We start from the raw sequence: 24,788 nt of genomic DNA, 5'->3' as shown, positions 1-24,788 counted from the left end.
ACTACCACCCCGACACCGGGCGCTACCTGACACCGGACCCGGTGAAGCTGGCCGGTGGACTCAACCCGTATCGGTATACGCCGAACCCGACGGGGTGGGTGGATCCGTTGGGGTTGAGTGATTGTCCGGGTACTGGTGGATGTAATAGGCCGGCGAATTCGGCGGGGATGGTTAAGGTTGATGAGGGGATGCCAAACACGCCCTCTCCAACCGCCAGGAATCGTTATCTGTATCGTGGAGATTCTCGAGAGTCTTGGGAGATTTTCGAAAGCGGATTTGAACCTTTGGGAATGAGTATGGACATCTACTTACACGCACGAGACAACCGAAACCCTCCGAGTTTTTTTGTCAGTACTTCAACCTCCGAAACTGAGGCCGTAAAATTCGCAACCAGCTATGGCTTTGAAGATGGATTCGTTTATGCAATAAAAAACATTCGAGGAATAGATGTAAATAAAAAACTTGGCTTGCTCTCACCTCATAAGAACGAAAAGGAAATAGCCATGCCAGGTGGAATAGATAGTAAAGATATCCTTGGTGCTACCCCGGTACGTGCCGATGGAAGCTATGAGGGTTATTCCATTCCTAATCCCTACAGGAAGTGGCCATGAAAATAGTTGAAGTAGTTACTAAAAAAAACGGAATTACTCAGAAGGCACTGATCGAATGTGACAGGCAAAATCGGACATTAACCATGACTTTGGAAAACGATTCGAAAAAAACATATGAAGCCCATGATTTGTATGAGTGTCTCGGGCTAATAAGAGCCGACTTTCCAGAAACAAAATTCTTATGTAAAGGAGCCAAGCTCAACGTTCATCCGTCGAGGATGTCTTCACAAATGTCCTCTGGACTAGTAGCGTATGAGCTTCGCTTGGGAGTACCGAGTGAGCCTGCAGACATTGTTAACATTTTCGACTATGAAGAAGCTGACATCACAAATGACATTGAACAACAAAGAAAATTCTATAGAAATTGGCTTGACTCATTGAGGAGATAGAAACATTTAAATCGTAGCGAACACACTATCTTATTGTTGATGAATATCAACTAATGCAAGAAGCCCAGCAAACCGCCGGGCTCTGACACATCCCTCTCTGCATCACACTAACGACCCTTCTTCCCTTCTGTGTCATTCGCTCCATCATTTTCACTACTTGTCTGTCCGTTTCCTGCGCCTTTTTTCGTCTCCGAACTAGTACTACCCCCATCCGCATCCCCCCCATTCCCACTCTCAATCGACCCCGGCGGCAGCGCATTTTCGGGGCCGGCACCCGCGTTCATTTCCGTAGACGGCGGCATTCCGCCCTTGTCGACGGGCGCGTCGTTGCCGGCATACACCGACACAGAACCCAGCGACAACAACCCGGCTACCGTCACCGCAGTCAATGTTGACCTGTTCATGACGAATCTCCTCAGAAAGTTGCTTACCTGATTTCTGGCAGCAGCCACTTTTCAAGGGTGCCACTCAATCGACGAGCGGCTATGTGGTGTAGGAGCATTAACTGGGTTCGCCCGAATTATCCTTGCCGGCAATGTCCGGGTCTTTGGGGATGGCCTCAACATCCGTGCGCTTCACATCTTCGTTGGGAACTTGCTCGATCCCGGCATCCTCGTCGGGTGGGCGCTGGTCACGGCTCAGGGGATCGGTCGGTGAAGGCAGCGGATACTCCGGGGTGTCGTCGATGTCGGAATCTTTCGGGTCAGGGATCATGGTGCACCTCGCAAAGAGCCTGAAATGCAGGCTCTGAACGTTTGAGATATCCACAAGGCACCGGGTTCTATCTGCAAGACAACCGGTCACCGCCGCAGTGGCGCGCAATCAATCCTCTTCCCCGTCTTCATCCTCATCTTCAAACTCGAGGTTTCCGACGTCGCCGGCGTCATCGGAGTCGTTCAGCGGTACGGTCGCATCGTCCATCAGGGAACCAGGGTCTTCGTTGCCGGGGTCGTTGATAAAGGGCAAACCGCTCGGGCCTTTCTCTTCATTGCCTTCGGTTTCGGGAGTCATGGCGAACCTCAATTGTGCAGGGGTGTATGAAGTTCGAGGCGACTGACTGCCAAAACGTTCCTGAGGTATAGCCAGAAATGAAAAACCCGGCGCTTGGCCGGGTTCTTACATTGATAGCCGCTGTATCAATGATTTTTGTGTTTGTTCTTGTGCTTGTTCTTGTGTTTATGTCCGCCGCCAGAATGGGAGCTGTCGTTGCCATCCCCCAGATTGTTACCAACGGCGCCTCCAGCTGCACCGCCCAGGCCTGCGCCGATGGTAGAACCCGTCCTGCCGCCAAGGCTGTTGCCGATTACCGAGCCACTTGCCGAACCAAGACCACCACCAATCGCTGCTTCCGTCCGGCTACCTTTTTCCGCGCCAACCGCACTACCGGCCGCGCCGCCCACACCGGCACCAATGGCGGCCCCGGTGCTGCCACCCATCTGACCACCGACTACGTTGCCCAGTGCACCGCCAAGTCCACCACCTACCGCTGCCGTACCGTCACCGGCCGCCAACGCCGCTTGAGAGAGGAACAATCCAAAAACAATCGCGGGCAACTTCATACGTAGAGCACTCAGGCTTACAACTGCATCGCCTTTGGTTTTCGGGTTCATGGCACGCCTCATTCTTCGGGGGTATGCAAGATTGGAGGGATTACACCGAGAAACGTTCAATAACCAAAAAGCCCGGCATTAGGCCGGGCTCTTTCGAAGCATCATTTGTGATCAGTGACGCTTGTGACCCTTGGCCAGGTTGCTGCCTACGCCGCCGCCCAGAGCGCCACCCAGGCCTGCCCCGATGGTCGAACCGGTCTTGCCGCCCAAGCTGTTGCCGATCACCGAACCACCGGCAGCACCCACGCCACCGCCGATGGCAGCGCTGGTACGGTGGCCTTTCTTAGCCGCTACCGCACTGCCCGCTGCGCCTGCAACACCAGCACCAATGGCTGCACCAGTGCTGCCGCCCATGCTCTGGCCTACGACGTTACCCAGCGCACCGCCCAAACCGCCACCGATGGCGGCAGTGCCGTCACCAGCCATTGCACCTTGAGCAACCAGAAGACCCAGAACCAGAGCAGGCAGTGTGAAACGCATGACAAAAACCTCAAAAATAGGGGTGTAAACGAAAGGGGCGAGATTGAATGCTTTAGAGGAGAAAATGTCCAGACATGCGCGCGCTCAACCTCGTTATTAGCGACGGTTGGACAGCATTTTTCGGAAAGGTTTTATGACAGGCAAAAAAAAGCCCGCTGGGGAACGGGCAGGGTGTTGCTTCTAACGGATGAGTTGAGCCTACGTAGGTCCTTGTGAAAACTTTGTGAAAAAAAACCGGGTTAAAAAAACATTCACACAATGTCACCCGCATAAAAAACCCCGCTCGATGACGGGGTCTGCTCAATGTCCATTATTTCCTGGTCGGCGCCGAAACCCTGGGCAGGAATTTGCCCTTCAGCACCCGACAAGCCCGGGTCTTGATCTTGTCTACCTCGGTCTGGTCCTCACCAAAGCTGGCTACATACTGCGTCTGGCCGCACTGTACATAGTTGTTGATCGGATACTCTGCGCCGTCGTCTTCAATATACGGATCAGCCATCTCTTCACCCCTCTGCTCAAAAGCGGGATCGACACCGGCAAGCCCAATTGCCTGAAAAAATATCGATCACCAAGGATTTTGAGACTAGCCGGTCATTACTGGACTTGCCGTTCAGATCGTATCGCGCCCGACGAGTGGCCAAATGCCAATCACCGAAGCTTGACCGCCGTACCCGTGACAAAAACCACCACCATCCCCCCCTTCCCGGCCGGCATGCTGATTTCATAATCGAGCCCCACCACCGCATCCGCCTGCAGCGCCCGCGCCCGCTCCTTGATCTCTTCAGTGGCCTGGATGCGCGCTTCTTTCAATGCGCGCTCCAGCGTCTGCGAGCGCCCACCAAAGATATCCCGCATCCCGGCAAACATATCGCGAATCACGTTGACGCCCTGCACCGACTCGGCACTGACGATATCGAGGTAAGCAGTGATTTGCCGACCTTCGATGGAATGGGTGGTAGTGGTGATCATTGGGGTTCCTGTTTATTCAAATATTGAAGCGCATGCACGCTGCGCGACATGAATGCTGCGTCGCCAACTCTGATCGGGGAGCGTATGACAGACGTGGAATCAGAGGAGCTTGACCAACACCGCAGTGACCGTCGCCACTGTGCCAATCAGCCCTGTAGCGACCGCAACCGGGTACCAGAAAGTTTCTCGGGTCATCTTGCCAGCCTCAGCGTTCAACTTGCGCTGCTGCGCCATCAGCTTGACGATCTCCACATGAATCTTTTCCAGCTCTGCCTGCTTCATGGTGAGTTCCTGCATCACGTGCGCGTATCCGTCCTGATGAAGGGGCAATCCAGGTTGCGCTGCCCTTTGATTCATCTTGTACCCTAACGAAGGCACAAAACGAATCCCCTGCGGGAATGCCTTTATCAAGAGCTGAATCTATCCAGGCGTCTGAATGCACGGATTTCCAACGCACCGTCCTACACGTCGATCCAACGTCCTACATCAAATTCAGAAGCACCTTCGTTTCTACTTTGGAAAATCAACCCCAGAAACAACAAAACCCCTGGTTTCTTTCGAAACCAGGGGTTTTGTTTACATCGAATTTGGCGGTGAAGGAGAGATTCGAACTCTCGATACAGTTTCCTGTATACACACTTTCCAGGCGTGCTCCTTAAGCCACTCGGACACTTCACCGTATCTCTTCAAACATGTTCTGTCTGTCGAGGCGCGCTAATGTAGTCGAAAGCATTTCTGATGGCAAACATTTTTTTCAGAATTTTCATGCGGTTAACGCAGTTGCCCGATTGCGATCGCTCAAAGACATGGCAAACCGGCCAATCTCCGGCTTCGCGCCCACCTCTATATAGAGGGCAATGCGCGGCAGGTGCGGCGGGCTACGCTTGCCGGGCGGGTAAAGGGTGACTGGTGGGTCAGTCACGGTGCTTTACCTGGCCGGTGGCGGTGAGTAACGTCTGCCCTACTTTACTGAAAGGAATAGCGTCATGAGTGAGTTGATTTCCTACCATCTCGAAGACGGTATCGCGACCCTGACCTTGAGCAATGGCAAGGTCAATGCCATCTCCCCGGACGTGATTGCCGCCTTCAACGCTGCGCTGGATCAGGCGGTGACTGATCGCGCGGTGGTGATCATTACCGGGCAGCCAGGGATTTTGTCCGGTGGCTATGACTTGAAGGTGATGACGTCCGGCCCTAAAGAAGCCGTGGCATTGGTGACGTCCGGCTCGACGCTGGCCCGCCGCCTGTTGTCGCATCCGTTCCCGGTAATCGTGGCCTGCCCTGGGCATGCCGTGGCCAAAGGTGCGTTCCTGCTGTTGTCCGCCGATTATCGCATCGGTGTCGAAGGCCCGTTCAGCATCGGTCTGAACGAAGTGCAGATCGGCATGACCATGCACCATGCCGGCATCGAGATTGCTCGCGATCGCCTGAGCAAAGCGGCACTGCAACGTTCGGTGGTCAACGGTGAAATGTTCAATCCGCAAACCGCTGTGGATGCCGGGTTCCTCGACGTGGTGGTAGCAGCCGAAGAGCTCCAAGGCGTTGCGCTGGCGGCGGCTCGTCAGTTGAAGAAGATCAACATGACGGCCCACAAGAACACCAAGTTGAAGGTTCGCAAATCGTTGCTGGAGGCTCTGGACAACGCCATCATCCAGGACCAGGAGCATTTGGGTTAAGCCCGGCTCCGCGTCAGCGAAAAGCCCGACCGTCGTGTAGGGCTTTTTCATTCAGGCATCTACGAAAAGCAGGTAACCGCTCTAGAACACGTCTTACCCAAGATTCAGAAACATGTGCTCAAACATCGGCCATCTTCCGACTCTATAGCCGCAATTGCCGAAAACAGTGCACATCCGTACACTGCGCCACCTTTTGTCCCGGTGGGGCCTGAAAATGCTGTTTGTTTTACGTATGTCATTGATGGGCCTGCACTTTGTTGTAGCGGGTGTGCTGGGCGTCATTCTCGGCCTGTGTCGTCCGTTCAATCCGGACAACAGCCGCCTGTGCGCACGCCTTTATGCGTGGCCGGCAATGTGTATTTTGCGTTTGCGGGTGAAGGCCGAAGTCGGGCCGCTGATGGATAAACCCGACAGTTGCGTGATCATTGCCAACCACCAGTCCAACTACGACCTGTTCGTTTTCGGCAACGTAGTCCCCCGCCGCACCGTGTGCATCGGCAAGAAGAGTCTGAAGTGGGTCCCGTTGTTCGGTCAGTTGTTCTGGCTGGCCGGTAACGTTTTGATCGACCGTGGCAATGCGCAGAAGGCCCGCCAGTCGATGTTGACCACCACCCACACCCTGCAAAACGAAGACACCTCGATCTGGGTGTTCCCGGAAGGCACGCGCAATCTGGGCGAAGCGTTGCTGCCGTTCAAGAAAGGCGCGTTCCAGATGGCCATTGCCGCGGGAGTGCCGATCGTGCCGGTGTGTGTCAGTAGCTACGTCAAGCACATGCGATTGAACCGCTGGCGCAGTGGGAAAATTCTGATCCGTTCGTTGCCAGCGATTCCCACCGCAGGCTTAAGCCTTGATGACATGCCGATGCTGATGGCCCAGTGTCGTGAACAGATGCGCGAATGCATCGATTCGATGGACCGGCAACTGCAATCGGCCTGAAAAGAAACCCGCCCTGTGCGGGTTTTCTTTTGCCGGTGAACTGTGCAGATTTCACTGACTCTCAAGCAGCAGACAAGGCTAAGCTGAACATGCCTGCCACGGCCATTTGCCAATTGAAGCTGCCAAGAAGAAGTGAACCAAGACCATGGGTAGAGTTGTTGCTGCTGCGGTTTATAGCGCGGGTAAAAAGGTCACCAATATTACCCTCGACGAAGGCGCGGCCTGGGCTGCAAAGCCTGGTCACTTTGTCTGGATCGGCCTTGAAGAGCCGAACGAAGAGGAACTGTACAACCTGCAACGCCAGTTCAACCTGCACGAACTGGCCATCGAAGACGCCCTGGAAAAACACAGTCGCCCGAAACTGGAAACGTTCGGCGATGCGCTCTTCATCGTCACGTACTCTCCGATTATGGAAGACGGCAAACTCAAGTTCATCGAGACCCACATTTTTGCCGGCAATGGTTACATCATCACTGCGCGTAACGGTCATTCGGCGTCCTACGCCTACGTCCGACAGCGTTGTGAAGCGCGCCCGCTGTTACTGGAGCACGGGGAAGATTTCGTCCTCTACGCCATCCTCGATTTCGTGATTGAAAACTACCAGCCGATGGGCGAAGCGATTCACGCCAGGATCGATGAGCTGGAACGCAACGTCATGTGTGGCTCGTTGAATGAACGTGACATCCAGAATCTTCACAGCCTGCGCCGCGATGTGCTGCGCCTGCGCCGTTATGCGGCGCCCATGGTGGAGATCGGCGAGGAACTGCAAAAACTGAACTTTCCCTTTATCGACAAGAACATGCGCCCGTATTTCCGCGATGTGCAGATTCATGTAACCCGGCAGTTGGAAGACCTGACGACCCTGGCGGATATCGCCAGCCAGACCATCGAAGTTGGGGTGCTGCTGGAGGCGTCGCGCCAAAGTGTGGTGCAGCGCAAATTCGCTGCATGGGCGGCGATCCTGGCGTTCCCGACCGCGGTGGCGGGGATCTACGGGATGAACTTTCAGAACATGCCCGAACTGACCTGGCATTACGGTTACTTCGGTGTGCTGGGGTTTATTGCGGTGGGTTGCGTGGGTTTATGGACGAGTTTCAAGAAGTCGGGTTGGCTTTGAATTCTCGGCGAATGCTTCGCACTCGGTCGCAAGCAAGCCTCGCTCGCACAGGTATTGCAATAGTCCTGCGCAAGCGAGGAATTAACTGATTAAACGGTTTCTGGCTTGTGCGCCACAAAACGCATCATCCACTCGGCTACCGTGGTGCCGTGGTGCTCGCTGTCCAGGCTCGCGATGCCTTTCGAATACACCTGCTCGCCCAGCGCTTGCTGACGGATCTCCAGCAAGGCGCGGGAATAGTCGTGAATGAATTCTGGATGGCCCTGGAAGCACAGCACCTGATCGTTGATGTGGTACGCGGCAAACGGGCAGAAATCGCTGGATGCAATCACCGTGGCGTTTTCCGGCAAGGAGGTGACCTGGTCCTGATGGCTGATCAACAGGGTCAACTCTTCACGCACCGGGTTCAGCCACGGCGCCTTGGCGGCGAGTTTGTATTTGTGCGTGCCGACGCCCCAGCCCTGGCTCGCGCGTTCGCTCTTGCCGCCGAGCAACAAGGCCAGCAACTGGTGGCCGAAACATACGCCCAACAGTTTGTCGCCGCGCTTGTAGCGGGTCAGCAGATAGTCCTTGAGGGTTTGAATCCATGGGTCGGTGCCGAAGGAATCGGCCTTGCTGCCGGTGACCAGGTAAGCGTCGAAAGTCAGGTCATCGCTCGGGTATTCACCCTGCACCACGTTGTAGATCGTGAAATCGGCGGCAATCGGTTGCTGCGAAAACAGGCGCTTGAACATCTGCCCGTAGCCCTGATACTGGTCGACCAATTCCGGACGCAGGTTGTCGGTTTCCAGAATGCAGATGCGTAACGACATAAAAAATACCTGACACGTGATGGGAATAATGCACACCCCAGAGCCTGCCTTGAAACACGGTATCAAGGCAAGCCCTTCGGTGCGTCACCTGTCCCTTAGAACGCCTCCCCTTTGGCAGCCTTTTCCAGCAGTAGCGCCGGTGGTGCGAAGCGCTGGCCGTATTGCCCGGCCAGGTATTGGGCACGCGCGACGAAATCGTTGATCCCGTACTGGTTGATAAACTGCAGCGCACCACCGGTCCAGGGGGCAAAACCGATACCGAAGATCGATCCAACGTTGGCATCGGCCGTCGAGGTCAGCACACCTTCCTCCACGCAGCGTACGGTTTCGATGGCTTGAACGAACAGCAGGCGATCGCGTACGTCCTTCGGTGAAATCTGTCCCTCGGCCTTCTCGAAACGGGTTCTCAATTCCGGCCAAAGATGTTTTTGGCCACCGGCTGGATACTCGTAAAAACCGCCCCCGGCGGCCTTGCCCGGCCGCTTGTATTCGTTGAGCAACAAGTCAATCACGGCGAACGCCGGGTGCTCGATCAGCGGTTTCCCTTCTGCCTGAAGGTCTTTGGCGGTTTGCTGGCGGATATGGTTCATCAAGCTGAGTGAAACTTCGTCAGAGATCGCCAGAGGACCGACAGGCATGCCGGCCTTGCGCGCTTCGGTCTCGATCATCGGCGCGCTGACGCCTTCGCCGAGCATGGCGATGCCTTCGTTGGTAAAGGTGCCGAACACCCGCGAAGTGAAGAAACCACGACTGTCGTTGACCACAATCGGGGTCTTTTTGATTTGCAGGACGAAATCGAAGCCGCGCGCCAGTGTTTCGTCGCTGGTGTTGGCGCCCTTGATGATTTCCACCAAGGGCATTTTTTCCACGGGACTGAAGAAATGCAGACCGATGAACTTGCTCTGGTCCGGCACCGCGGTGGCGAGACCACTGATCGGCAGGGTCGAGGTATTGGAGGCGATCACCGCGTCCGTGCCGACGACTTTCTGCGCCGCCAACGAGACCTTGGCTTTCAACTCTCGATCTTCAAACACCGCTTCGATGATCAGGTCGCAGCCCGCCAGGTCGGCATCGTTTTCCGTGGGATGAATGCGCGCCAGCACAGTTTCACGTTGCTCGACGCTCATCTGCCCGCGCGCCACTTTTTTGTCCAGCAGCGCGGCCGAGTGCGCCTTGCCCTTCTCGGCAGCCGCAAGGTTGAGATCCTTGAGCACCACGTCGATACCCGCCGATGCACTGACAAACGCGATACCCGCGCCCATCATGCCCGCACCCAGCACACCGACCTTTCGGGTGGCATAAGGCGCAAAACCTTGAGGCCGGGAACCGCCGGCATTGATTTCGTTAAGTTGGAACCAGAAAGTGCCGATCAGGTTTTTCGACACTTGGCCGGTGGTCAGTTCGGTGAAATAACGGGTTTCGATCAGGTGCGCGGTATCGAAATCCACCTGTGCACCCTCGACTGCCGCACAGAGGATTTTTTCGGGAGCGGGCATGGTGCCCTGGGTTTTGCTGCGCAGGATCGACGGAGCAATCGCCAGCATCTGCGCGACCTTGGGGTTGGACGGCGTGCCACCGGGAATCTGATAGCCCTTCACATCCCAACGTTGCACCGCGCCGGGATTGGCAAGAATCCACGCCCGCGCCTTGGCCAGCAGTTCGTTGTGGTCCGCTGCCAGTTCATCGATCAATCCCGCCAGCAACGCCTGCTGTGGCCGGACTTTTTTACCTTCGAGCAAGTACGGCAAGGCTTTTTCCAGGCCGAGCATGCGCACCATGCGCACCACCCCGCCACCGCCCGGCAACAGGCCCAGGGTCACTTCCGGCAGGCCGAGCTGCACCGACGGATCGTCCAGCGCTACCCGGTGATGGCAGGCCAGGCAGATTTCCCAGCCACCGCCGAGTGCCGCGCCGTTGATGGCGGCGACCACCGGTTTACCGAGGGTCTCCAGGGTGCGCAGCTGGCCTTTGAGGGTCAGCACCATGTCGTAAAAGGCTTTGGCTTCGGGTTTGCCGACCTTGATCAGCTCATTGAGGTCGCCGCCGGCGAAGAAGGTTTTTTTCGCCGACGTGATGATCACGCCAGCGATGTTGTCCTTGTCGCTGACCAGGCGGGCGACGCAGTCTGCCATGGCTTCGCGGTACACCGCGTTCATGGTGTTGGCGCTCTGGCCCGGCATGTCGATGGTCAGGACGACGATCTGGTCCTGGCCCTTTTCGTAACGAATGGCTTGGCTCATAAACAGGTTCCTTGAAGGCGAGGCTCAGAGGCGTTCGATGATGGTGGCAATGCCCATACCGCCGCCGACACACAGGGTCGCGAGGCCATAACGCTGACGCCGCACCTCCAGTTCATCGAGCAAGGTGCCGAGGATCGCGCAACCGGTAGCGCCCAGCGGATGGCCCATGGCGATGGAGCCGCCGTTGACGTTGACCTTTTGCGGGTCGACGGCCATGTCCTTGATGAACTTCAACACCACGGAGGCAAAAGCCTCGTTGACCTCGAACAGGTCGATGTCTTCTACCCGCAACCCGGCCTTGGCCAACGCCTTGCGCGTCGCTGGCGCGGGGCCGGTGAGCATGATGGTCGGGTCAGTGCTGGTGACCGCCGTGGCGACGATCCGCGCCCGGGGTTGCAAGCCGAGCGCCCGGCCCTTGGCTTCGGAACCGATCAACATCAATGCCGCACCATCGACAATTCCCGAACTGTTGCCCGGGGTGTGGACATGGTTGATCCGCTCCACATGGCTGTAGACCCGCAGCGCCGTGGCGTCGAAGCCCATCTGCCCGATCATTTCGAAGCTCGGCTTGAGCTTGGCCAGCCCTTCCAGGGTCGATTCGGCACGGATGAATTCATCATGATCAAGCAGGATGATGCCGTTCTGATCCTGCACCGGCACCAGCGATTTGTTGAACGAGCCATCGGACCGCGCTCGCGCGGCTTTCTGTTGCGAGTGCAGTGCGTAGGCATCGACGTCCTCACGACTGAACCCTTCCAGGGTGGCAATCAGGTCGGCGCCCACGCCTTGCGGTGTGAAATGGCTGTGCAGGTTGGTGGCAGGGTCCAATGCCCATGCCCCACCGTCGCTGCCCATCGGCACTCGCGACATCGACTCGACGCCGCCAACGACCACCAGGTCTTCAAACCCGGAGCGCACTTTCATCGCCCCCAGGTTCACCGCCTCCAGTCCGGACGCGCAGAATCGATTGATCTGCACACCGGCTACGCTGACGTCCCAATCCGCCACTTGCGCGGCGGTTTTGGCGATATCGGAGCCTTGATCGCCGATCGGCGTCACGCAGCCAAGGACCACGTCATCGACCTGACTGGTATCCAGGGCCGTTCGCTGTTGCAGCGCCGTGAGCAATCCTGCGACCAGGTTCACCGGTTTCACGCTGTGCAGGGCGCCGTCGGCCTTGCCTTTACCACGGGGCGTGCGTAATGCGTCGAAAATCAAAGCTTGGGTCATGACGTCCTCGAAGCGCGATGCAGATGGGGAAAACACAGCTGCCACTCTTGGCCCAGGGCGCGATGGTTTCAATGACCGCAACGCTCACAGAAGTTGACGGTCACGCTCAGACGGACGGTCATCCCTGGCTCGGTGAACCGGTGCAGGACGCGCAGGTGTCTAGCAAAAGGCCGCCCAAGAAGCTGGCAATAGGCCTCATGCCGTTTTGATAGCGATTTTCGAGAACACCATACTAAATGGATCTAAACCAAGTGTGACGCGGGCTCTAAGGTGAAGGTGTACGAAGTTGTCGTCGGGTTTTGCCGAGGCGCTCGTGCTACAGGAAGTGCATCGCGCTGCCGTCATGGAGATATGCAGGCAGGCATCAGGAAATAACAATAAAGGCGGTCAAGCCATGTTCAAACAATCGAAAGTTCGTCAAGCCGGGCTCATTCTTTTCGCCACCACGCTGTTGTTAATCGTGCCGAACCTGACGAAGGTGATCGGCTGAATCAAGCGCCAGAGTTAATTATCGCCACATAAAAATGTGACTGGCTCGCTACCCGGGCCAGCGTGGCTGTGCCAACCTTTGGGGCACTTCCACGACATGGACGGCGATCCTTTGAAAACGCTCATTCTGTTCGGGGCTTTGCTGCTCAGCACGCCCTCGTATGCCGCACAGCTCAACCTGGAGCTGGGCGCGGTTGGCCGCACCTGGCAAACCGAGGAGTTGCTCAAGCATCCTCAAGTCCAGACCATCACCATTGCCAATGACGTTTCCTACAAACGCGACATGATCTATCGCGCCGTGCCCTTGGCCGCCTTGTTGACCGGTATCAAGCCTGACGATCACCTGCAAGCCGTGGCGCTTGACGGTTTTGCCGCTGAACTGGCGGCTGCGCCCCTGCTCAACAGCGAGGGGGCTCGCGCCTGGCTGGCAATTGAAGACCCCGCCAAACCCTGGCCGCCACTTTCCGAAGGCAAGCACAGCGCCGGGCCGTTTTATCTGGTCTGGACCGATCCGCGGGCGGGCAATATCAGCCCGGAACAGTGGCCGTTCGAAGTCGCCAGCATCAAGCGCCTGGCCCCGGTGGCCGAGCGCTTCCCTGCCCTGCTGCCGGACCCTGCGTTAAGGGCCGACGATCCGGTCAACAAGGGTTTTGCGTTGTTCCAGAAAAACTGCCTGGCCTGCCATCGGTTGAACGGTGCCGGGGATGCGCAGTTCGGACCGGACCTGAACATTCCGTACAACCCCACCGAATATTTCGGCGCTGACTTCCTCAAGCGCTACATCCGCGATCCGCAGAGCTTGCGCCAGTGGCCGCAGGCAAAAATGCCGGGGTTTTCGGCCGAGGTTTTGCCGGATGAGGATCTGCAGATGTTGGTGGGGTATTTGAAGCATATGACAGGGCGTAAGGTTAAGCCCTGACATGCATTTCTGTGGAAGCCAGCCTGCAGGCGATCGCCGCGGGCAAGCCCCACAGTGATTTGTGGTGCCACAGATTTCGCGACCGACTTCACACCCTGTGGGAGCTGGCTTGCCAGCGATGGCGAACTGCCGGTTACTGAAATAGTGTCTGAACCACCGCAATCGCGGGCAAGCCCGCTCCCACAGGGTTCTGCGGTGTCCTGGCTTACTGTTGTTGCACGGAAATCACTGGCGCAGGCGTTGGGGTAACCAGGACCTTGGCATGCATCTGCTCACACCCGCCGCCCCGACGCATGCCGCGAACCGGGCAGGCATCCAGGTAATCAAGGCCCACCGCCAGTTTCAGGTGACGTTCGGGGCGCGCCAGTTGGTTGGTCACGTCGAAGCTGTACCAGGCGTCATCGAGCCAGGCTTCAGCCCAGGCGTGACTGGCCAGGTGCTCGCTGTTTTCGCTGTACAGATAACCCGACACATACCGCGCCGGAATGCCCAGGCTGCGGGCGCAGGCAAGGAATGCGTGAGTGTGGTCCTGGCACACGCCTGAACGCCCGGCGAAGGCTTGTGCGGCGCTGGTGTCCACTTCGGTAGCGCCCGGCGTGTAGGTCATGTGCTGGTTCAGGCCATGCATCAAGTCGATCAGTGCCGTACGGTCCCGACGTTGCTTGCACTCTTTTTCGGCAAACGCACGCATTGCCGCGTCAGCCTCGGTCAAGCGGGTAAAGCGCAGGAACGGCAGCGCCGACTGGCTCTCGTGCTCGGCTTCGCGCAGTTCGTCGATGTCGACCTGGCCCCGGGCGCCGATAATGATCGCCTCATGGGGTTCGTCCATGGTCAGTACGTGCAGGATGTTGCCGAACGGATCGAGTTGCGCACGCACCGGGCGCGGCAGGTCGAGCTGCCAACTGAGCACGTGCTGGCGCTCGCTGTCGTGGGGTGTCAGTCGCAGGTACTGGATGCTCGCCCGCACCTGATCTTCGTAGTGATAGGTGGTCTCGTGGCTTATGGAAAGTCTCATGCAGCCTCCAGGTAGGAACTGTGAATCGCGTTGCCCAACTGGCGCACCAGCGGGATGAACTCGGTCAGCCAGGCGTGCAGGCCTTCGTCGAGAATTTCGGTGATGCCGGTGTAACGAAGCCTCGCGTCGATTTCCGCCGCCAGACGTTGCGCGGGCCGGCCGTTAGCCCCTGGTAGCTGGGCGAGAATCTGGTCGATCTCCTCGGTGCAGGCACGCAGGGAGCGTGGGACATCCGCCCGCAATAACAGTAATTCGGCGACATGCCGCGCACCGGGAGCGTCACGGTAGATTTCGGTGTAGGCCTCGAAGGACGACAGTGCCCGCAGCAGCGCACTCCACTGGTAATAGGCGTGAGCCGTGCCGTCGCTGACCGCTTCGGCCTGATCGCCGGCCATTTCGTAACGGGCGTCGAGCAGGCGCAACGTGTTGTCGGCCCTTTCGATAAAGGTGCCCAAGCGAATGAAGCGAAAGGCGTCGTTACGCATGATGGTGCCGTAGGACGCACCTCGGAACAGGTGGGAACGCTCCTTGATCCACTCGCAGAAACGGCTCATGCCGTAGCGGCTGAGGCCTTGTTCGGCGATCCCGCGAATTTCCAGCCAGGTGGCGTTGATGTTTTCCCACATGTCGGCGGTGATTCGCCCACGCACCGCATGGGCACTGGCCCGTGCGGCGCCGAGACAACTGTAAATGCTGGCCGGGTTGGCTGCGTCCAGGGCGAAGAAATGCAGCAACCGCTCGGCGTGCAATTCGCCGTGGCGTTCGAGGTAATCGTCCAGCGTGCCGGTAATCAGCAGCGGCATGGCCAGTTCGTGCAAACCGTTGCCACGGCCATCCTGTGGCATCAGTGACAACGAATAACTGATGTCGAGCATCCGCGCGAGGTTTTCCGCGCGCTCCAGGTAACGCGACATCCAATACAAATCCGAGGCAGTTCTACTTAACATGACAGGCTTCCTTCAATCCTCGACCACCCAGGTGTCCTTGGTTCCGCCACCCTGGGAGGAATTCACCACCAGGGAGCCTTCGCGCAGGGCGACACGGGTCAAACCGCCGGGCACGACCCGGGTTTCACGGCCTGACAATACAAACGGACGCAAATCGATATGGCGCGGTGCGATACCGTTTTCGACAAAGGTCGGACAGGTCGACAGCGACAGCGTCGGTTGCGCGATATACGCGTGGGGCTTGGCGATGATGCGCGCGCGGAAGGCTTCGATTTCCGCAGCCGTCGCCGCCGGCCCCACCAGCATTCCGTAACCGCCGGAGCCTTGGGTTTCCTTGACCACCAGTTCTGGAAGATTGGCCAGCACGTGGGAAAGTTCAGAAGGATTACGGCACTGCCACGTAGGAACGTTCTTGAGGATCGGCTCTTCATCCAGATAGAAACGGATCATGTCGGTGACAAACGGATACACCGATTTGTCGTCCGCCACCCCCGTGCCGATGGCGTTGGCCAACACGACGTTGCCGGAACGGTAAGACGACAGCAGCCCCGGCACACCGAGCATCGAATCCGGGTTGAACGCCAGCGGATCGAGGAACGCATCGTCCAGACGACGGTAGATCACGTCGACGGCTTTGGGGCCGTCGGTGGTGCGCATGTAGACCTTGTCGTCGCGCACGAACAAGTCCGCGCCCTCCACCAGCTCAACGCCCATTTCCCGTGCCAGGAACGCATGTTCAAAGAATGCGCTGTTGAAGCGCCCCGGCGTCAGGACGACCACGCTCGGGTTGTCGATCGGGCTGGAGCTTTTCAGGGTGTCGAGCAACAGGTTCGGGTAGTGGTCGATGGGGGCGATGCGTTGTGCCGCGAACAGTTCGGGGAACAGACGCATCATCATCTTGCGGTCTTCAAGCATGTAGCTGACGCCGCTCGGTGTCCGCAGGTTGTCCTCAAGCACGTAGTACGTGCCGTCACCGTCGCGCACCAGATCGACACCGGAAATGTGCGAATAGATATCGCGATGCAAATCCAGCCCCTGCATCGCCAACTGGTATTGCTCGTTGGCCAGCACCTGTTCGGCTGGAATGATCCCGGCCTTGATGATGCGTTGCTCGTGGTAGAGATCGGCGAGGAACATGTTCAACGCCTTGACCCGCTGAATGCAGCCGCGCTCGACAACGCGCCACTCACTGGCAGGGATGCTGCGGGGGATGGTGTCGAAGGGAATCAGGCGCTCTGTCCCCTGCTCATCACCGTAGAGCGTGAAAGTAATCCCGGCGCGATGAAATAACAGATCGGCCTCGCGTCGCCGTTGCGCCAAAAGCTCGTCAGGCGTTTCGGCCAGCCAACGGGCAAACTCCCGATAATGCGGACGGACCTGGCCGCCGGCATCGTACATCTCATCAAAATAGGTGCGGATCATGCCGTACTCCTTGTCACCCGGACATGCAGGCCTTCGCAAGGCCCGTGCCATCGGCATAAACGCTTTGATTTCAATCGGTTGGATTATCAACGCGGATTCGCCGCACCAATCCTGTGCGGCAAACGCCCCAACCTGATCGCCCCCGCTTCATTGCAAGGCGCTGTTGTCGCCTATCACCAGCATAGTCAGAGTTGATTTCACTGCCCGGTTAACGCTGGGGATAATCCGCTCATTCGCTGAAAAGCTGACTCAACTTCCCTTTAGCCGCCCTTTTTGGGCGGTTTTTTTTGCCTGTTCGAAATGTTGTGAATCAAATACGCGATCAAAAACGAAAACGGCCAACCCAAAGGTCAGCCGTTATTGATGCTTGTTACTGTTCATAAGGTTATGCGAGTCGCCCTCGTACCTCCTGCTTGACACCCCAGCCCTCAATGATGCCGCCCAAGGGCTCGACCACCGCTTCGAAACCCTGTTCGAAATCGCCGATGTCATCGTAGGTGGCGTACATCACTTTGCTCAGTTCGAGCGCCCATGCGCCATCGTCGCGCACACTGATCTGCGCATTCAGGCATTCACCATGATGGAACTGTCGTGCCGCCCTGCGTGCCCGCTCCTCGTCCGGGAAAATGGCGTAGAACTCGATGGGGTGGAACCGTGAAAAATCAAAACCGCCTTCTTTCATGCGGCGCAACACGCTGCTGCTGATGTCTTCTTGATAGGCTGTGCTCATGAAACGTCCTCCTGAAACTGATGGATAGACTTTCCGTACTCCCTGACGCGCGCAACCCGATGGTGCGAACGCTTCGGCAACCGATGTGCCGACGGGAAACAAGCATGGAGCTGACAAGACCAGACCTTAGCGATCCATTCGCTGATCTCGCTTGCAGATTAGCCCCAAGATAGAGCCGCTGCCAAGGCCTGGTTGCGAATGTGACAGGAAGTGTTCAGTTTGGCGTGATGCCGAGGATTTGAATGCTGTTCTGGGTTTTCAGGCTTTTGACGCCCGCATCGGCGGTTCGCCCTTCCAGATCGTTCAGATCCAGTTCAGCGGCGACGGGAAGGAGTCGTTCCTTGATGAGTTTGGCGGCCTGCTCATGGCTTGGGCATTCCTCGCACTCGAAGACTTCGTCGATTGTTTCACCATGATCATCCACGAAAGTGACTTTCCACTTGGACATCGGAGCCTCCTCGATCAAACCCGCAAATGGGCTTACACCTATCTCGACCTGGGTAGCTGGCTAATCGTTCCGCTGGATCAATTACAGTTCAAGACGCAGAAGCGCGCCTGCTCGCGAAAGTGGTTTTTCAGACAGCCATTGAGCGCTGATAGTCCGCTATCGCGAGCGGGTTCGTTCCGACAAGGTTGGCACGTCTGCCTGAGATCAGGTCAGATCCGTACATTCCCCCGCGGCCCGGCAATCGCCCAGATGATCAGGCCCAAAACCGGCAGCAACAGGATCAACAGCACCCAGAGGACTTTCGCCCCCGTTCCGGCGCCACTTTTCAGCACGTTGATGATTGCCCAGATATCCAGGGCAAGAATGATCAGGCCAACCAGACTGTTGAAGGTGGAACCCATAGTGACGCTCCCGAAGAGTGATCTGCCCCCTTAGGATAGCCGGCCATGGCCAGGGTTCCCTTTTATTGAAAGCCTTACCGCCTCAGACGTGGATGGCGACTTTCAACGCTTCGAGGGATGGCGCCGCCGCAATGCCGACTTCGGCGCACAGCTCCAGCACCCGCGGCAGGTCATTGCCGTAGACCAGCACGACCTGCAACTCGTCATCGAGCAATTGGCTGAAGTTCATCAGTGTGTAACCGCCGTTTTCCTTGTTCAGGCTGCTCATCTGCACCTGGATGCGATTGAGCGCAGTCAGCGCTTCGGTCTTGGCCAACTGCTTGGGCTTGAGGTTGAAATCGACCCCCGGACCGAACGAAGCGACTATCTGTGCGAACAGATCCATGTAGGTGTCGGCCTGGAACAGCACGGTTTCGGGCAGGCTGCCGACAACCACCCATTCACCCAACGGGATCGGGAAGGTGTCGTCGTAGTTGATGTCCGGGTTGGCCGTCAGAAAACCTTGAGGATCCGCGTAAGCCTGGGCCGCTTCGTCAGCGACTTTGTGGATTTCGTCATCACCCATGCACCCGGAGCTGATTTTGCTGATGAGTTCGACGAGTGCGGCTTTCATGGGGTAAATCCTGTAGCGAGGGAATTTTGAGGGCGCGAAGGATACCGCAGGTTAACCCCAAAAAACGAAAAGATCGCAGCCTACGGCAGCACCCTTCAAGGTACACGCATTCCCTGTCAGAGCCGCCGAAGGCTGCGATCTTTTTGAGGCAATCAGCCCAGCAGTTTTTCCAGCTGCGCGATGGTATCGGTAGCGCCCATTGTCCTGGCGGCATCCAACGCGGTAATGCCATTGGCATCCTTGGCTTTGGCGTCAGCACCTTTGCTGATCAGGTAATCGACGACTTCGACGCGGTTGAACATCGCAGCCATCATCAGCGCCGTCCGGCCGTCGAATGACGAACCTTCCACCTGCGCGCCGCCTTCAACCAACGCCTTGATCACCGCCAGGTCACCCTTGAACGCGGCGCCGGCAATCGGGCTCTGGCCGTTGTCATTGCGGATTTCCGGATCGGCCTTGTGTTCCAGCAACACTTTCACCGTGTCCACATGGCCGTGATACGCGGCCAGCATCAGTAATGTGTCGCCCTTGTGGTTGCGCAGGTTGGGCGGCAGGCCCTTGCTCAGCAGCGCAGCCATCATGGCCGCATCGCCCTCGCGCGCTTTGTTGAATACCTGTTCGGCAAACTCGGCAGCTTCTTCGGGGGTCATCTGGCGGCTTTTGTCGGACATCGGGCACTCCATTGTGTCATTCGTAAAAGCCGACAGTTTCCCGAGCAGCCCCGACACTGTCACTTCTTTTTTCTGATGCGCACCTATAGCCACATTCAATGGCGCCGTTTTCAATAACGGTGTTTGCCAGCCTGAATGTCCGACAGCACTTGCCCGGTGACCTGCACGTAAGTGTCGGTACCAGGCAGCCAGGCGTAGATCGGGTCATCGCCGGTTTTGCCCGGATCGAAGGCTTCGTCCTTGAGCCGGGTCTTCTGGTACTTGAACGTCCCGGTGGTCTCCATTTTGACTTTCACCCGCAAGAACAACGGCACCGCATAGCTCGGCATCTGCTGACGGGCAAAGGCCAGCAGTTCGCTGAAATCCAGCGTCGCCAAAGATTCCGCTGGCGTAATGGCTGCCATGCCGGCGCGACCGTTGGTGTTGCGGATTTCCACGCCATAAGCCACCGCTTCGGAAATATGCGGGTACTGCAGGAGGATGTTCTCGACCTCGGTAGTGGAGACGTTCTCGCCCTTCCAGCGATAAGTGTCGCCCAACCGATCGACAAACTGGGCATGCCCAAAGCCAATGTTGCGCAGAAGGTCACCGGTGTTGAAGTATCGGTCGCCTTTCTCGAAGACATCGCAGAGGACGACTTTCTCGGTTTTCTGCGGATCGGTGTAACCGTCCAGCGGCGCCTTGTCGTCGATTTTGGCCAACAACAAGCCTTGCTCGCCTTTACCGACCTTGCGCATGAAACCATTGGCGCCACGGATTGGCGCCCCGCTGTCGTGGTCATACGCCGCCAACTCCCACGCCATCAGGGAAAAACCCACGGTGTTGTCGAAATTCAGAATGTTGGTGAAACCGATATTACCGTCGCTGGCGGCATACAGCTCGCAAATGTGATCCACCGCAAAACGACTCTTGAAGTCGGCCCATGCACCGGGGCGCAGGCCATTGCCGATCATTTTCCTGACCCCGTGTTTGCCATCGTCGGCACTGGGCGGTTGATCGACCAGGTAACGGCACAATTCGCCCACGTAACCGATGGTCGTCGCCCGGTACTTGTGCACATCGCTCCAGAACTGGCTGGCACTGAACTTGCGGCGGATGGCGAATCCCGAGGCGCCGCTGACTGCAGAGCCCCAACACACACATAATCCGGTGGCGTGATACAGCGGCAAGGTGCAATAGACGACATCCTCGGGCCGCATATCCAGTGCAATCATCCCGAAGCTGGCGCAGCTGCGCATCCAGCGCCCGTGCTTGAACACACCGGCCTTGGGCAAACCCGTGGTTCCGGAGGTGTAGATGTAGAAACAAGGGTCATCGAAAAAAACCTGCTGGCTGCTTGCCGGATTTTCACTGTTGGCGTCGATGCTGGCGGTCATCAGATTGATGAATCCGAGCGGGGCAATTCCCGGATGGCTCCAGGTGTCCTGATCGGCGACAAACCAGGTGCGCGACGCATCGATCGACAGTTTCTCGCGCACTGCCAAAAACGCCGGGACCAACTCCTCGCCGACAACGATGGCAGCCGGCGTCACCAGGTTCACGCTGTGCACCAGGGTGTCGCGGGTTTGTGAGGTATTGAGCAGCGCCGAAATGGCACCAACCTTGGCCACTGCCAAAATTGTCACCAGCAGCTCCGGGCGGTTCTCGATGAACAGCGCCACCACGTCGCCCTTGCCGATGCCTTGGTCGATCAAATGATGGGCAATGCGATTGGCCCACTGATTGACCTGCGCATAAGTCAGCGAAACGTCGCCGTGCAGCAATGCCGGGCCATCAGGATTACGCAGGGTGGCTTGCTCGAAACTCCACCCCAGGCCACACGGTTGGGTCGGATCCTTGACGTTGGCTACCTTCATCCCCTTCACCACGCGTGGAATGGCTTTGGCGATGGCAGGCAGCTTGCGGAGCATCATGCTCCAGGTGATCGTGTCGCTTGATGTGCGGCTCATGGCTGCTCCCGTTCGATCTTTTTATTGTCGGGCGGCGTTGATTGAGCCCGAAAATACGTCAACGGTTCTTGAGCTGTACACGCGGTTTTTGAAATGTTTTGTATCTGCGATCTTGATCCGCGATCTTGATCTGCGATCCGCGATGTCGACCGCAACGGTTCCGGGAAATGCAGGAGCGCATGCCTGCCCAATGGTTCAATCCAATTGCCGAGAAACCCGCAAAATGCAGGATGCACGATGGCTATTCATGCAATTTGCAAGGAAGTGAAAATCCATGCTTTTGATAAGCTATTGATTTATATAAGATTTTTATAAAACAGGATACTGGCACAATCACTGCAACTCTCTCCCCACGCTTGCCATTCAAGAGCTAACGGAGCTGATAGACATGAGCCTGATCCAAGAAAAATTTTCGTCTTTGTTCTCCAACTTCGAAGTCACCACCCAAGCGCGACCTGACGGTGGAATCCTGCTGACCCTGCGTGGCGACGGCCGAGAATTCAAACGCTCGATTTCCTACCAGCAATTGCACAATGGCGATCAACTGTCGTGGGTCATCAGCGCGATTCGCCGCGACCTTGCCGAACAGGCCAGCGAACTGCCGCAAATCTCGATGTTGCAGAGCCAGCAGCGATTTGCACTGCCGACTTATCATTCGCTGTAAACGCTCAAAGCGCTGAAAAATTGTGGGAGCCAGCAGACTGGCTCCCACAGGTTTTTTGTCAGTCTTCCAAACGCGGAAACTGGCCGGCAATATCGTCGCCGGTGAAGTTGGCCTCACAGCCTTGCGGGTTATTGAACAGGCGGATCGCCACGAGATGCGGGTGCTCCCCCCTATCGAACCAGTGCCGGGTACCGGCCGGCACGCAAATCAGGTCGTTCTTCTCGCAGAACACGGCATAGACGTAATCGTCGATGTGCAGGTTAAACAAGCCACGACCGGCAACGAAAAATCGCACCAAATCTTCGCCAAGATGCTGCTCTTTGAGCATTTGGTCTTGTTGCGGGTGATCGCCGGTGACGCTGAGCACATCGACGTTGATGTAGCCGCGCTCGGTCATCAGCTTATCGATTTGCCCCTGATAGGCGGCGATTATTTCTTCCTTGCTCGCGCCGGGCTGGATTTTCGCAGCCGCTTGCCAGCGGTCGAAACGCACGCCGTGCTCGGCCAGGGTCGATTGAATGTCTTCGAGATGGGTCAGCACCTTGTTGGGAATCTCAGGGCTGGAGACGTGGTATACGGACAGGCTGCTCATCAGGGCAATTCCTTAACGGTTCATGGCAAGGACAGTGACCGGCGCTCACGGCCTGTCCTCTTGCATACGTATGGCAATGATAACCGCAGCCGCGACGGCGGCGAGGCTGGCAATACTAAAGGTCCATGCCGCGCCGAGAGCGTTCCAGCTGTAGCCGGAATACAACGCACCCATGGCGCCGCCCGTGCCGGCCAGCGCGGCGTACAATGCCTGGCCCTGACCTTGCTGGCGCGCACCGAAGCTGCGTTGCACGAAGGCAATGGCTGCGGCGTGAAAGCTGCCGAACGTCGCCGCGTGCAAGACCTGGGCAAACAGCAACACCCACAGAAATTCCGCCAACGTGCCGAGCAACAACCACCGCAGTGCCGCCAACAGAAAACTCGCCAGCAATACCTGGCGTAACGAGAAACGCGCAAGAATTCTGCTCATGGCCAGGAACATCAACACTTCGGCGACTACGCCGACCGCCCACAGCATGCCGATCACGCCGCGGCTGTAGCCCAGGCGTTCAAGGTGCAGGGTCAGAAAGGTGTAATACGGCCCGTGGCTCATCTGCATCAACGCAACGCAAGCGTAAAACGCCAGCACGCCAGGGCTGCGCAGTTGCTTGACAAACCCCTCTCCCGCCACCCGATTACCCGGAGCCGGCTGTGCGTTCGGCACCCACAGGCTGCTCAGCACGATGCCAGCCATGATCAGCACCAGCGCCGCCGGGTAGATGTCCAGGCTCAGCCATTCGAACAGACGGCCCAGCGCAACCACGGTAATGATGAAACCGATGGAACCCCACAGGCGAATCTGGCTGTAGCGCGAAGTCTGCCCTTGCAGATGCGCCAGGGTGATGACTTCAAACTGCGGCAGCACCGCGTGCCAGAAAAATGCATGAAGGGCCATGACCATCGCCAGCCAGGCGTAGGTCTTGCTGACGAAAATCAGCGAGAAGGTCAGTAATGTGCACACCGCGCCGAAACGCACGATCGCCAGCCGTCGACCGGTGTAATCGCCAAGCCAGCCCCAGATGTTCGGCGCCACGCAACGCATCAGCATCGGGATGGCCACCAGTTCGCCGATGCGTGCGGCGCTGAACCCCAGGTGATCGAAGTACAGCGCCAAAAACGGCGCTGTCGAACCGAGCAAAGCGAAATAAAACAGATAGAAACTGGAGAGCCGCCAGTACGGGAGCGCCGCCGCAACCATCAGATTGCAGCAGCTGCGAAGTCAGCCATTAGAGCTGACCCAGCACCGGCGTGCTCACGCGCACGTCGGCGTTCTGCCCACGGTGACGCAGCAGATGGTCCATCAGTACGATGGCCATCATCGCTTCAGCGATAGGCGTGGCGCGAATGCCGACGCAAGGGTCGTGACGGCCCTTGGTGATCACGTCCACCGGATTGCCATGAATATCGATGGAACGGCCCGGTGTGGTGATGCTGGATGTCGGCTTCAGCGCCAGATGCGCGACAATCGGCTGACCGGAAGAAATACCGCCGAGAATGCCGCCCGCATTGTTGCTGAGGAAGCCTTCCGGGGTCATTTCATCGCGATGTTCAGTGCCGCGCTGGGCGACGCTGGCGAAACCGGCGCCGATTTCCACGCCCTTGACCGCGTTGATGCTCATCAGCGCATGGGCCAGTTCGGCGTCGAGGCGGTCGAAGATCGGCTCGCCCAGGCCCGGCATCACGCCTTCAGCGACCACGGTGATTTTCGCGCCGACCGAATCCTGGTCGCGACGCAACTGATCCATATAGGCTTCCAGTTCCGGCACCTTGTCCGGGTCCGGGCTGAAGAAGGCGTTTTCCTCGACCGAATCCCAGGTCTTGAACGGAATTTCGATCGGGCCGAGCTGGCTCATGTAGC

Annotated in this window: 31 protein-coding genes and 1 tRNA gene; 8 read left to right on the top strand and 24 right to left on the bottom strand. The window is 57.6% G+C overall.

The genetic code is table 11. The features are described from left to right. Together D8U69_RS11850 and D8U69_RS11845 are read left to right on the top strand one after the other, a co-directional pair. On the top strand, positions 1-611 hold a 611-nt coding region (locus D8U69_RS11850; RefSeq protein WP_277751159.1), incomplete at its 5' end, for an RHS repeat-associated core domain-containing protein. Then, a complete protein-coding gene (locus D8U69_RS11845; protein WP_130907346.1) occupies positions 608-1,000 on the top strand; it encodes a hypothetical protein in 393 nt (130 codons plus the stop codon). The genes D8U69_RS11850 and D8U69_RS11845, both read left to right, overlap by 4 nt. A gap of 107 nt (positions 1,001-1,107) precedes the next feature. On the opposite strand, the gene D8U69_RS11840 is transcribed toward D8U69_RS11845, so the two are convergent. The 9 genes from D8U69_RS11840 to D8U69_RS11800 all read right to left on the bottom strand — a co-directional run bounded on the left by D8U69_RS11840 (position 1,108) and on the right by D8U69_RS11800 (position 4,737). Then, positions 1,108-1,404 carry a hypothetical protein gene (locus tag D8U69_RS11840; protein WP_130907345.1) on the bottom strand — a complete coding sequence of 99 codons (297 nt, stop codon included), beginning with the start codon at positions 1,402-1,404 and terminating at the stop codon, positions 1,108-1,110. Between the two features lie 97 nt (positions 1,405-1,501). Next, entirely contained in the window at positions 1,502-1,714 is a 213-nt protein-coding gene (locus D8U69_RS11835; RefSeq protein WP_056853802.1) for a hypothetical protein, read from the bottom strand. Positions 1,715-1,822: 108 nt separating this feature from the next. Further along, positions 1,823-2,011 carry a hypothetical protein gene (locus D8U69_RS11830; RefSeq protein ID WP_056853803.1) on the bottom strand — a complete coding sequence of 63 codons (189 nt, stop codon included), beginning with the start codon at positions 2,009-2,011 and terminating at the stop codon, positions 1,823-1,825. A gap of 125 nt (positions 2,012-2,136) precedes the next feature. Then, positions 2,137-2,610, bottom strand: coding sequence for a glycine zipper domain-containing protein (locus tag D8U69_RS11825; RefSeq protein ID WP_130905438.1), 474 nt, complete (start codon positions 2,608-2,610; stop codon positions 2,137-2,139). A gap of 111 nt (positions 2,611-2,721) precedes the next feature. After that, positions 2,722-3,090: a hypothetical protein gene (locus D8U69_RS11820; RefSeq protein ID WP_034150136.1), complete on the bottom strand. Its 369-nt coding sequence runs from the start codon at positions 3,088-3,090 to the stop codon at positions 2,722-2,724. 310 nt (positions 3,091-3,400) lie between these two features. Next, positions 3,401-3,589 carry a hypothetical protein gene (locus D8U69_RS11815; protein WP_056853805.1) on the bottom strand — a complete coding sequence of 63 codons (189 nt, stop codon included), beginning with the start codon at positions 3,587-3,589 and terminating at the stop codon, positions 3,401-3,403. A 149-nt stretch (positions 3,590-3,738) separates the two neighbouring features. Continuing rightward, on the bottom strand, positions 3,739-4,059 hold the full coding sequence (locus D8U69_RS11810; RefSeq protein ID WP_056853806.1) for a YbjQ family protein: 321 nt from the start codon (positions 4,057-4,059) through the stop codon (positions 3,739-3,741). A gap of 99 nt (positions 4,060-4,158) precedes the next feature. Next, positions 4,159-4,341: a hypothetical protein gene (locus D8U69_RS11805; protein ID WP_082557555.1), complete on the bottom strand. Its 183-nt coding sequence runs from the start codon at positions 4,339-4,341 to the stop codon at positions 4,159-4,161. 306 nt (positions 4,342-4,647) lie between these two features. Further along, positions 4,648-4,737, bottom strand: a tRNA-Ser gene (locus D8U69_RS11800). A 308-nt stretch (positions 4,738-5,045) separates the two neighbouring features. On the opposite strand from D8U69_RS11800, the gene D8U69_RS11795 reads away from it, so the two are divergent. The 3 genes from D8U69_RS11795 to D8U69_RS11785 all read left to right on the top strand — a co-directional run bounded on the left by D8U69_RS11795 (position 5,046) and on the right by D8U69_RS11785 (position 7,789). Continuing rightward, a complete protein-coding gene (locus tag D8U69_RS11795; RefSeq protein WP_130907344.1) occupies positions 5,046-5,735 on the top strand; it encodes a crotonase/enoyl-CoA hydratase family protein in 690 nt (229 codons plus the stop codon). Between the two features lie 214 nt (positions 5,736-5,949). Continuing rightward, positions 5,950-6,672 (top strand): 1-acylglycerol-3-phosphate O-acyltransferase, encoded by a 723-nt coding sequence (locus D8U69_RS11790; RefSeq protein ID WP_056853808.1) that lies wholly within the window; start codon positions 5,950-5,952, stop codon positions 6,670-6,672. Positions 6,673-6,817: 145 nt separating this feature from the next. Further along, the gene (locus D8U69_RS11785) at positions 6,818-7,789 is read left to right on the top strand and encodes a magnesium and cobalt transport protein CorA (RefSeq protein ID WP_130905435.1); all 972 of its coding nucleotides are present in this window, start codon (positions 6,818-6,820) and stop codon (positions 7,787-7,789) included. Between the two features lie 89 nt (positions 7,790-7,878). Here D8U69_RS11785 and D8U69_RS11780 read toward each other — a convergent pair whose 3' ends face one another. The 3 genes from D8U69_RS11780 to D8U69_RS11770 form a co-directional block, all read right to left on the bottom strand. Beyond that, entirely contained in the window at positions 7,879-8,601 is a 723-nt protein-coding gene (locus D8U69_RS11780) for an amidotransferase (protein WP_056853810.1), read from the bottom strand. 95 nt (positions 8,602-8,696) lie between these two features. Next, the gene (locus D8U69_RS11775) at positions 8,697-10,841 is read right to left on the bottom strand and encodes a 3-hydroxyacyl-CoA dehydrogenase NAD-binding domain-containing protein (protein ID WP_130907343.1); all 2,145 of its coding nucleotides are present in this window, start codon (positions 10,839-10,841) and stop codon (positions 8,697-8,699) included. A 24-nt stretch (positions 10,842-10,865) separates the two neighbouring features. Beyond that, on the bottom strand, positions 10,866-12,071 hold the full coding sequence (locus D8U69_RS11770; protein ID WP_130907342.1) for an acetyl-CoA C-acetyltransferase: 1,206 nt from the start codon (positions 12,069-12,071) through the stop codon (positions 10,866-10,868). A gap of 286 nt (positions 12,072-12,357) precedes the next feature. Between D8U69_RS11770 and D8U69_RS11765 the strand changes: the two genes are divergently transcribed. Together D8U69_RS11765 and D8U69_RS11760 are read left to right on the top strand one after the other, a co-directional pair. Beyond that, on the top strand, positions 12,358-12,561 hold the full coding sequence (locus tag D8U69_RS11765; RefSeq protein WP_130905432.1) for a hypothetical protein: 204 nt from the start codon (positions 12,358-12,360) through the stop codon (positions 12,559-12,561). A 96-nt stretch (positions 12,562-12,657) separates the two neighbouring features. Continuing rightward, positions 12,658-13,479, top strand: a complete 822-nt coding sequence (locus D8U69_RS11760; protein WP_130907341.1) for a cytochrome c — start codon at positions 12,658-12,660, stop codon at positions 13,477-13,479. A 205-nt stretch (positions 13,480-13,684) separates the two neighbouring features. Here the strand turns inward: D8U69_RS11760 and D8U69_RS11755 are convergent, their stop codons facing one another. The 9 genes from D8U69_RS11755 to D8U69_RS11715 form a co-directional block, all read right to left on the bottom strand. Further along, positions 13,685-14,494, bottom strand: a complete 810-nt coding sequence (locus D8U69_RS11755) for a transglutaminase family protein (RefSeq protein WP_130905430.1) — start codon at positions 14,492-14,494, stop codon at positions 13,685-13,687. Continuing rightward, positions 14,491-15,441 (bottom strand): alpha-E domain-containing protein, encoded by a 951-nt coding sequence (locus D8U69_RS11750; RefSeq protein ID WP_056853816.1) that lies wholly within the window; start codon positions 15,439-15,441, stop codon positions 14,491-14,493. Before D8U69_RS11750 ends, D8U69_RS11755 begins: the two co-directional genes overlap by 4 nt. A gap of 12 nt (positions 15,442-15,453) precedes the next feature. After that, the gene (locus D8U69_RS11745) at positions 15,454-16,863 is read right to left on the bottom strand and encodes a circularly permuted type 2 ATP-grasp protein (RefSeq protein ID WP_056853817.1); all 1,410 of its coding nucleotides are present in this window, start codon (positions 16,861-16,863) and stop codon (positions 15,454-15,456) included. 385 nt (positions 16,864-17,248) lie between these two features. Continuing rightward, a complete protein-coding gene (locus D8U69_RS11740; RefSeq protein ID WP_056853818.1) occupies positions 17,249-17,593 on the bottom strand; it encodes a ribonuclease E inhibitor RraB in 345 nt (114 codons plus the stop codon). A gap of 214 nt (positions 17,594-17,807) precedes the next feature. Then, the gene (locus tag D8U69_RS11735) at positions 17,808-18,041 is read right to left on the bottom strand and encodes a hypothetical protein (RefSeq protein WP_056853819.1); all 234 of its coding nucleotides are present in this window, start codon (positions 18,039-18,041) and stop codon (positions 17,808-17,810) included. Positions 18,042-18,250: 209 nt separating this feature from the next. After that, positions 18,251-18,442, bottom strand: coding sequence for a PLDc N-terminal domain-containing protein (locus D8U69_RS11730; RefSeq protein WP_056853820.1), 192 nt, complete (start codon positions 18,440-18,442; stop codon positions 18,251-18,253). Between the two features lie 82 nt (positions 18,443-18,524). Further along, positions 18,525-19,055, bottom strand: coding sequence for a hypothetical protein (locus D8U69_RS11725; RefSeq protein WP_056853821.1), 531 nt, complete (start codon positions 19,053-19,055; stop codon positions 18,525-18,527). 152 nt (positions 19,056-19,207) lie between these two features. Then, positions 19,208-19,726 (bottom strand): ankyrin repeat domain-containing protein, encoded by a 519-nt coding sequence (locus D8U69_RS11720; protein WP_056853822.1) that lies wholly within the window; start codon positions 19,724-19,726, stop codon positions 19,208-19,210. A 110-nt stretch (positions 19,727-19,836) separates the two neighbouring features. Further along, the gene (locus D8U69_RS11715; RefSeq protein ID WP_130907340.1) at positions 19,837-21,675 is read right to left on the bottom strand and encodes a long-chain-acyl-CoA synthetase; all 1,839 of its coding nucleotides are present in this window, start codon (positions 21,673-21,675) and stop codon (positions 19,837-19,839) included. Between the two features lie 388 nt (positions 21,676-22,063). On the opposite strand from D8U69_RS11715, the gene D8U69_RS11710 reads away from it, so the two are divergent. Beyond that, on the top strand, positions 22,064-22,339 hold the full coding sequence (locus D8U69_RS11710; protein WP_056853824.1) for a DUF3509 domain-containing protein: 276 nt from the start codon (positions 22,064-22,066) through the stop codon (positions 22,337-22,339). A 58-nt stretch (positions 22,340-22,397) separates the two neighbouring features. Here the strand turns inward: D8U69_RS11710 and D8U69_RS11705 are convergent, their stop codons facing one another. The 3 genes from D8U69_RS11705 to aroC all read right to left on the bottom strand — a co-directional run. Beyond that, a complete protein-coding gene (locus D8U69_RS11705) occupies positions 22,398-22,931 on the bottom strand; it encodes an acireductone dioxygenase (RefSeq protein ID WP_130905428.1) in 534 nt (177 codons plus the stop codon). A 45-nt stretch (positions 22,932-22,976) separates the two neighbouring features. After that, positions 22,977-24,128 carry an MFS transporter gene (locus D8U69_RS11700; RefSeq protein WP_130907339.1) on the bottom strand — a complete coding sequence of 384 codons (1,152 nt, stop codon included), beginning with the start codon at positions 24,126-24,128 and terminating at the stop codon, positions 22,977-22,979. Between the two features lie 28 nt (positions 24,129-24,156). Then, positions 24,157-24,788, bottom strand: a 632-nt coding sequence (aroC, locus tag D8U69_RS11695) for a chorismate synthase (protein WP_130907338.1), incomplete at its 5' end; no start/stop codon positions are given.

Source organism: Pseudomonas sp. Sample_16, from assembly GCF_004307665.1.
Classification (GTDB): Bacteria; Pseudomonadota; Gammaproteobacteria; order Pseudomonadales; family Pseudomonadaceae; genus Aquipseudomonas.
The sequence above is the reverse complement of the archived record's forward strand: the minus strand, read 5'-3'. Positions and strand labels throughout refer to the sequence as shown.

Coding starts and splice junctions, on each gene's coding strand:
- D8U69_RS11735 (WP_056853819.1), bottom strand. CDS start 18,041: ATGTCCAAGTGGAAAGTCACTTTCGTGGATGATCATGGTGAAACAATC.
- D8U69_RS11845 (WP_130907346.1), top strand. CDS start 608: ATGAAAATAGTTGAAGTAGTTACTAAAAAAAACGGAATTACTCAGAAG.
- D8U69_RS11750 (WP_056853816.1), bottom strand. CDS start 15,441: ATGTTAAGTAGAACTGCCTCGGATTTGTATTGGATGTCGCGTTACCTG.
- D8U69_RS11790 (WP_056853808.1), top strand. CDS start 5,950: ATGCTGTTTGTTTTACGTATGTCATTGATGGGCCTGCACTTTGTTGTA.
- D8U69_RS11730 (WP_056853820.1), bottom strand. CDS start 18,442: ATGGGTTCCACCTTCAACAGTCTGGTTGGCCTGATCATTCTTGCCCTG.
- D8U69_RS11785 (WP_130905435.1), top strand. CDS start 6,818: ATGGGTAGAGTTGTTGCTGCTGCGGTTTATAGCGCGGGTAAAAAGGTC.
- D8U69_RS11700 (WP_130907339.1), bottom strand. CDS start 24,128: ATGGTTGCGGCGGCGCTCCCGTACTGGCGGCTCTCCAGTTTCTATCTG.
- D8U69_RS11835 (WP_056853802.1), bottom strand. CDS start 1,714: ATGATCCCTGACCCGAAAGATTCCGACATCGACGACACCCCGGAGTAT.
- D8U69_RS11780 (WP_056853810.1), bottom strand. CDS start 8,601: ATGTCGTTACGCATCTGCATTCTGGAAACCGACAACCTGCGTCCGGAA.
- D8U69_RS11830 (WP_056853803.1), bottom strand. CDS start 2,011: ATGACTCCCGAAACCGAAGGCAATGAAGAGAAAGGCCCGAGCGGTTTG.
- D8U69_RS11755 (WP_130905430.1), bottom strand. CDS start 14,494: ATGAGACTTTCCATAAGCCACGAGACCACCTATCACTACGAAGATCAG.
- D8U69_RS11740 (WP_056853818.1), bottom strand. CDS start 17,593: ATGAGCACAGCCTATCAAGAAGACATCAGCAGCAGCGTGTTGCGCCGC.
- D8U69_RS11745 (WP_056853817.1), bottom strand. CDS start 16,863: ATGATCCGCACCTATTTTGATGAGATGTACGATGCCGGCGGCCAGGTC.
- D8U69_RS11795 (WP_130907344.1), top strand. CDS start 5,046: ATGAGTGAGTTGATTTCCTACCATCTCGAAGACGGTATCGCGACCCTG.
- D8U69_RS11815 (WP_056853805.1), bottom strand. CDS start 3,589: ATGGCTGATCCGTATATTGAAGACGACGGCGCAGAGTATCCGATCAAC.
- D8U69_RS11715 (WP_130907340.1), bottom strand. CDS start 21,675: ATGAGCCGCACATCAAGCGACACGATCACCTGGAGCATGATGCTCCGC.
- D8U69_RS11810 (WP_056853806.1), bottom strand. CDS start 4,059: ATGATCACCACTACCACCCATTCCATCGAAGGTCGGCAAATCACTGCT.
- D8U69_RS11825 (WP_130905438.1), bottom strand. CDS start 2,610: ATGAACCCGAAAACCAAAGGCGATGCAGTTGTAAGCCTGAGTGCTCTA.
- D8U69_RS11770 (WP_130907342.1), bottom strand. CDS start 12,071: ATGACCCAAGCTTTGATTTTCGACGCATTACGCACGCCCCGTGGTAAA.
- D8U69_RS11840 (WP_130907345.1), bottom strand. CDS start 1,404: ATGAACAGGTCAACATTGACTGCGGTGACGGTAGCCGGGTTGTTGTCG.
- D8U69_RS11710 (WP_056853824.1), top strand. CDS start 22,064: ATGAGCCTGATCCAAGAAAAATTTTCGTCTTTGTTCTCCAACTTCGAA.
- D8U69_RS11805 (WP_082557555.1), bottom strand. CDS start 4,341: ATGAAGCAGGCAGAGCTGGAAAAGATTCATGTGGAGATCGTCAAGCTG.
- D8U69_RS11725 (WP_056853821.1), bottom strand. CDS start 19,055: ATGAAAGCCGCACTCGTCGAACTCATCAGCAAAATCAGCTCCGGGTGC.
- D8U69_RS11775 (WP_130907343.1), bottom strand. CDS start 10,841: ATGAGCCAAGCCATTCGTTACGAAAAGGGCCAGGACCAGATCGTCGTC.
- D8U69_RS11705 (WP_130905428.1), bottom strand. CDS start 22,931: ATGAGCAGCCTGTCCGTATACCACGTCTCCAGCCCTGAGATTCCCAAC.
- D8U69_RS11820 (WP_034150136.1), bottom strand. CDS start 3,090: ATGCGTTTCACACTGCCTGCTCTGGTTCTGGGTCTTCTGGTTGCTCAA.
- D8U69_RS11720 (WP_056853822.1), bottom strand. CDS start 19,726: ATGTCCGACAAAAGCCGCCAGATGACCCCCGAAGAAGCTGCCGAGTTT.
- D8U69_RS11760 (WP_130907341.1), top strand. CDS start 12,658: ATGGACGGCGATCCTTTGAAAACGCTCATTCTGTTCGGGGCTTTGCTG.